At 39.0% G+C, this 6,345-nt stretch carries 4 protein-coding genes; 3 read left to right on the forward strand and 1 reads right to left on the reverse strand.

Features of this window, described 5'->3' with window-relative positions:
• The first annotated feature begins 208 nt into the window (after positions 1-208).
• The 3 genes from JMX83_RS14610 to JMX83_RS14620 are packed head-to-tail and all read left to right on the forward strand — an operon-like array spanning position 209 to position 5,455.
• On the forward strand, positions 209-1,564 hold the full coding sequence (locus JMX83_RS14610) for a hypothetical protein (RefSeq protein ID WP_201603264.1): 1,356 nt from the start codon (positions 209-211) through the stop codon (positions 1,562-1,564).
• Positions 1,557-4,724 (forward strand): type I restriction endonuclease subunit R, encoded by a 3,168-nt coding sequence (locus tag JMX83_RS14615; RefSeq protein WP_201603267.1) that lies wholly within the window; start codon positions 1,557-1,559, stop codon positions 4,722-4,724. Before JMX83_RS14610 ends, JMX83_RS14615 begins: the two co-directional genes overlap by 8 nt.
• Positions 4,721-5,455: a M48 family metallopeptidase gene (locus JMX83_RS14620; RefSeq protein WP_201603270.1), complete on the forward strand. Its 735-nt coding sequence runs from the start codon at positions 4,721-4,723 to the stop codon at positions 5,453-5,455. The genes JMX83_RS14615 and JMX83_RS14620 overlap by 4 nt, the downstream gene beginning before the upstream one ends.
• Positions 5,456-5,498: 43 nt before the next feature.
• On the opposite strand, the gene JMX83_RS14625 is transcribed toward JMX83_RS14620, so the two are convergent.
• Positions 5,499-6,110 (reverse strand): hypothetical protein, encoded by a 612-nt coding sequence (locus tag JMX83_RS14625; RefSeq protein WP_201603273.1) that lies wholly within the window; start codon positions 6,108-6,110, stop codon positions 5,499-5,501.
• Positions 6,111-6,345 lie beyond the last annotated feature (235 nt).

Here is a 6,345-nt window from a genome sequence, read left to right on the forward strand (position 1 = left end):
AGGTCATGCCATTTGCTAAGCTTTTAAGAACTTGTTTGCGATAGTCTAGTGAATAAGTCATGATAATTAAGTATATCTGTTGAGATGTTTTATCTTATAACACTTTTGTATTTGATACACTATATATAAAACTAATTCAGAAGAGAGCTTTACGACCTACTTATCTAACAATAAATACTATGATGAGAATGAAGTTTTTAAGAAGGTTTTGCAGAATGATACAGACTATAAAAACAAACTAAGATTCTTTGCTTTTTATTCTTATCTTGCAAAAAACGAGGCGTCATTAAACCAAACTGACCTAATGGAATGGACTCGTGTAATATACAACTTAACTGAAAACACAATAGTGGACGGCACTGATATTTTCTATCGTACTATACAAAGTATTAGCTCTCTAAGTGATATTAAACAGCCCATTTTAAATATATTGACAAGTGAAACCAAAATTACAGGATTCTCAGGAGATCAGGTTCTTGAAGAAAAAATTAAAGCTCACCTGATACTGAAATCAGGCGATTGGAGAGATAAGGTATTAGAAGCAGAAGGTAATACTTTTCTCAATGGTCAGATAGGCTGCCTATTAAACTTCTCAGGTATCTTAGAATATTACCGACAGCACAACAATTGCGATTGGGATGACTCGGGAAGCTCAAAATTCTTCGAGAAATTCTCTCATTATTTCGAAGCGATAAAATCTGTAATGAGTTATAGATACCCTGAGGAGCTAGATAAAAAATTAAGTGCAGAAGCAATTGATTTCTTATGGGAAAGAGCGGTTTTAACTAAAGGTATCTATTTTACTAATAAAACACAAAACCGCCGTAATTTATTAAGTAGCGATAATCCAAGAAATAATATAGAGCGTGACTATAGTTGGAAAAGATTATTACGAATTGAGAGTGACAAAGACGTCTCTAAAAGACTCAGGGAACCAAAGCAAGATTTCGTTAAACAGTTAATAGACGATTCGCATTTTGAATTTAATACACTACAAGCATTCAAATCATCTTTACAGAATATTTGTGATATTGCACTCGAATCCGAAGAGCTTGAAGATTGGCGTAGATATTTGATTCGATACCCTGATCTGTATTCCTATTGTGAACAAGGATTTATTCAGATCGATAATCAAATGGTATTTTTGTTATGGCAATCTCAGCGTAATCATTATCATAGCGAGCTTTACACAGTTGTATTAGATCTCCAGCTAAAAGATGAACTTGAAAAACTAGTGCCCTTCTCCAATCTAGAATATCAATACGTTAAGTCCACTCAGGAGCAAGCCTCTCTTAAAATAAAAGATTGGAATTATGCAAGCAGTGATTACTACTTCGAAATCTTAAAAGCCTCAGAGAACTTTATAGTCCGATTTATAAACGGCTCATCAAACGATTACCCTCAAAAAGTTACTGATGTGATTGAAAATAATGGATTTCAACGCGAATACAATCAAGACGATGAAACAGCACACTACGAGACTACCTCATTAACATCGGTAGATGACGTGATCAGTCAGCTTATTCAAACTTGTAGCTCATTGAGGAGTATTGAGAATGAGTAACGTCGCTGATATAGAAAGACTCACGCAAAACCGTGTGGTACGCTTTTTTACCGATACTCTCGGCTATCGTTACTTAGGCGACTTCAAAGACCGACCTAATAACAAGAATATTGAGCCTGAGATTTTAGCGGCGTGGCTAAGCTCACGTAACGTCAGCCGTATATTGCAAAATAGAGCCATTAACGCTCTAGAAAAAGCAGCAGCACTGGGCAGTGGCGTTAAATTATACGATGCCAATAAAAAGGTCTACGAACTACTGCGCTATGGCATCAAAGAAAAAGAAGGCGCCAGCGATCATAAAGAAACCATCTGGCTGATTGATTGGCACAATATAGAGACCAATGACTTTGCCATTGCCGAAGAAGTTTCTATCGCAGGCGAGAATAAAAAACGTCCTGATATTGTCCTCTATGTTAACGGCATTGCACTGGGCGTTATTGAACTCAAACGCTCTACTATCAATGTCACTGAAGGTATTCACCAGAACCTAGACAATCAGAAAAAAGAGTTTATTCGCAGCTTCTTTAGCACCATACAATTGGTTATGGCAGGTAATGATACCCAAGGCTTACGCTATGGTACGATCGAAACGCCTGAGAAATACTATTTAGAATGGAAAGAAGCCAACCCTATTCACACGCCACAATCTGATATTAGCGTACCGACGCATCTTACTTTAGCGAATGCTGATTTTACGGATCAGCCCTTAGACTTCCATCTGTATTATATGTGCAATAAGCACCGATTCTTAGATATCATTAATAACTTCATTGTCTTTGATTCAGGTATTAAAAAGACCTGCCGGCATAATCAATTCTTTGGTATACAATCCGCTAAGAAACATATTGCACAGCATAAAGATGGCATCATTTGGCATACGCAAGGTTCAGGCAAAAGCTTGACCATGGTTTGGCTAGCTAAATGGATACGGGAGAATGTCACCAATAGCCGTGTACTCATTATTACCGACCGTACCGAACTGGATGAACAGATTGAAAAAGTATTTTTCGGTGTCGATGAAGCGATATATCGCACCAAGAGCGGTGCTGATCTTATTACCCAGTTGAATCAGCCTAACCCTTGGTTACTTTGCTCTTTGGTTCATAAGTTTGGTCGTCATGGCGATGATGACGATAATACAGAGGACACGGACGACTTTATAAAGGACATTCAAGCCAGCCTACCGTCAGATTTTAGTCCTAAAGGTGATTTATTCATCTTCGTTGATGAATGTCATCGCACTCAGTCTGGTAAGCTGCACAGCGCTATGAAGGCGCTATTACCAGAAGCTATGTTTGTCGGTTTTACAGGAACGCCACTACTCAAAAAGGATAAAAAGAAATCTATCGAAGTCTTTGGACCTTTTATTCATACCTATAAGTTTGATGAAGCAGTCGCTGACGGTGTAGTGTTAGACCTTTTATACGAAGCGCGTGACATCGACCAACAGCTTACCTCCTCTAAGAAAGTCGATGAATGGTTCGACGCCCATACTCGTGGTTTGACTAACATTGCTAAGAGCCAGCTCAAACAAAAATGGGGAACTATGCAGCGGGTTCTGTCTAGCCAGTCGCGCATAGAATGTATTGTCAATGATATTTTGCTCGATATGCAGCAAAAGCCAAGACTTATGGACGGTCATGGCAATGCCATGCTTGTCTGTAACAGTATTTATCAAGCCTGTAAATCTTATGAGGCCTTTGAGAACTCGTTCTTAAAAGGCAAAGTAGCAATCGTGACCAGTTACTTACCGACTGCAGATAGCATCAAAGGTGAAGAAACTGGCGAAGGTATGACAGAGAAGCTTTTTAAATATCGAATCTATCGCAGGATGATTGCTGATTATTATGATACTAGCGAACAAGAAGCAGGCTCTAAGGCAGAGGACTTTGAGAAAGCAGTTAAAAAACGCTTTATAGAAGAGCCAGGTCAAATGCGACTGTTGATAGTCGTAGATAAACTGCTGACAGGATTTGATGCGCCTTCTGCCACCTATTTATATATTGATAAAAAGATGGCTGACCATAATCTGTTTCAGGCTATCTGCCGTGTTAATAGACTCGATGGTGCAGAAAAAGATTATGGCTATATCATTGATTATCAGGATCTGTTTCAGTCTTTAAACAGTACTATTTCTAATTATACGCAAGGCGCATTTTCAGATTATGAAGATGAAGATATCAATGGGCTGTTAAAGAATCGCTTAAGTGCGGCAAAACAAAACTTAAATGATGCCCTAGAGATGGTCAGAGGGCTGTGTGAGCTTGTTAAGTATCCTAGGAACATACAAGACTACGCTGCTTACTTTTGCCCTAGTGAAGATGTGACTGAAGCTGATAAAATAGAAAAGGAACAACTGCGACTTACCTTATATAAAAGCGTCTCCAAGCTGATACGTGCTTATGGAAACATCGCCAATGAAATGTCTGACGCAGGATATAATGACCAAGAAATCAAACGCATCAAAGACGATGTAAAGCACTTTGAGTCGGTTCGTAATAACATCAAGCTTATGAGTGGCGACCATATCGATATGAAAAGCTATGAGCCAACCATGCGTAGGATGTTAGACACTTATATCCATGCCACTCCTAGCGAGACGGTTATCGACTTTGAAGATTTAGGACTCATTGAGTTAATTGTCAATCAAGGGCCTGAAGCTTTAATCAAAGCCATACCTGAGGATATAGCGAGCAACCCTGAGAACGTCGCAGAGACCATAGAGAACAACGTTCGAAAAACGATTGTCGATGAAAACCCCGTTAACCCTAAATACTATGAGCATATGTCTGCCCTACTCGATGAACTCATTGAGCTACGCCGACAAAAAGCCATTGCTTACGCCGAGTACTTGCAAGAAATACGCAAGCTAGCCTCTAAAGTAATCAACCCAACTGGCAGCGCAGCTGGTGACACATACCCTGAGACCATTAATACCCCTGCCAAACGTGCGTTATATGACAACTTGGATCAAAACGAGGACTTAGCAGACAAAGTAGATGCTGCTATTAGACTCAATAAGCAGGCTGATTGGCAAGGTCATCTAATCAAAGAGCGGCGAATCAAAAACGCGGTACATCAGACCGTCTCCGAGTATCAAGTTGATATCGATATCGACGCATTGATTAACTTAGTTAAAGCACAGCAGGAATATCAGTGATTGCTCAGTCAGCCTTTATTAAGATTGGTGAGCTAGATATACATCTGACTCGCAAAGATATTAAAAACCTACATATCAGCGTCATGCCACCTGATGGACAGGTCAGAGTATCTGCACCTGATGCCATGACTGAAACCGCCATTCGTATGGCTGTTATCCACCGTATACCTTGGATTAGGCGTCAGCAGGCTGCCTTTAACAAGCAAGAGCGCCAATCGGCTCGAGAGATGGTAAATGGCGAAACGCATTATCTATGGGGAAGACGCTACCGACTTGAAGTTATTGAGAGTGATACCCTCAAATCGCAGACAATCAAACTAAAGAGCGGTAAGCTTATCCTAACTGTAAATAAAGGGCTATCTGATGAAATAAAACTTAAGCTATTGGCTGAATACTATCGTGGCCGACTAAAAGCTAGAGCACCCGATCTTATCGATAAATGGTCGAAGAAAACTGGCGTCACTATCAGCGATTGGCAAATCCAAAAAATGAAGACCAAATGGGGCAGCTGTAATATAGAAGAAGGCAACATACGGCTTAACTTAGACTTGGCCAAAAAGCCACTGCTTTGTTTGGAGTATATTATCTTGCATGAATTGCTACACTTCAAAGAACGGCAGCACAACGATAGATTTAAGGCCCTGCTCGACACTCACATGCCCGATTGGCGATCTAGACGAGAGTTACTCAACCAAATGCCATTAAACCAAGAGAATTGGAAACATCAATAGTAGTCCTTTAGTTATAGACTAACGCTGAGATCTGATCCTATACCTACGCCTCAGCATATATTGCTTTTAAATGAAAAGAGTTAGGCTCATCAGTCATACTTGTGCAGTAGTAAGTATATAATTCATCAGCCATAACGTTCTTTTCAATAAATGCCACTATATAAGAAATATTATCTAGTGAGGGGCTTTCACTACTCTCCATACCTAACAATAGCCTTTTGATATTAAGGTTTTTAGGGAACTGACCAACCAACTCATTCGCTGCTTTTTTTGCCATATCTATGTCAAATCCATCTGTTATATGAGTTTGAATAAATTTATATGATTTTTCTCTTTCGAATAAGCTTTTAATATCGATAACATCTATACCTATTAAGCCACGTGGACTGATATTCAATAACTTAACTACTTGATTTACGTCTTCAGGCTGACATCTAACAATGCCCTCTATAATATCTAAGCGATCAAAATCCATATCATTTATTTGCAATCCAACTAGAAACCAAGCCTCTGACTTCTCTTTTAGCTCTAGTAGCGCCTGCTCACCCCAATCCTCGCTGATAATAAAACAACCAATAACAGACTTAGGGTAACGATCCATAATTTGTTGGTATAGAAATGCGTTAGGTGTGTCATCTATATATGATTCATCCATATGGTATTTCATTGCTATACTCACTGATAATTAATGATTTTTGATGTAGTTAGAGGTATCAAACTTTAGCACTATTTAAATCATATTCAGTTTTATTTACTTATAGTGCTGGTCATTGATTTGCTTTAGCATCTTGATAGTGTTTATATCGTAACTGCCTTCAAAATACTGATCCAAAAGCTCGTTAAAAACACATTTTCTATTAGGGGATGCTAAGGTAAATAACGTTAGCGAA

The organism is Psychrobacter piscatorii, from assembly GCF_904846415.1.
Lineage (GTDB): Bacteria > Pseudomonadota > Gammaproteobacteria > Pseudomonadales > Moraxellaceae > Psychrobacter > Psychrobacter piscatorii.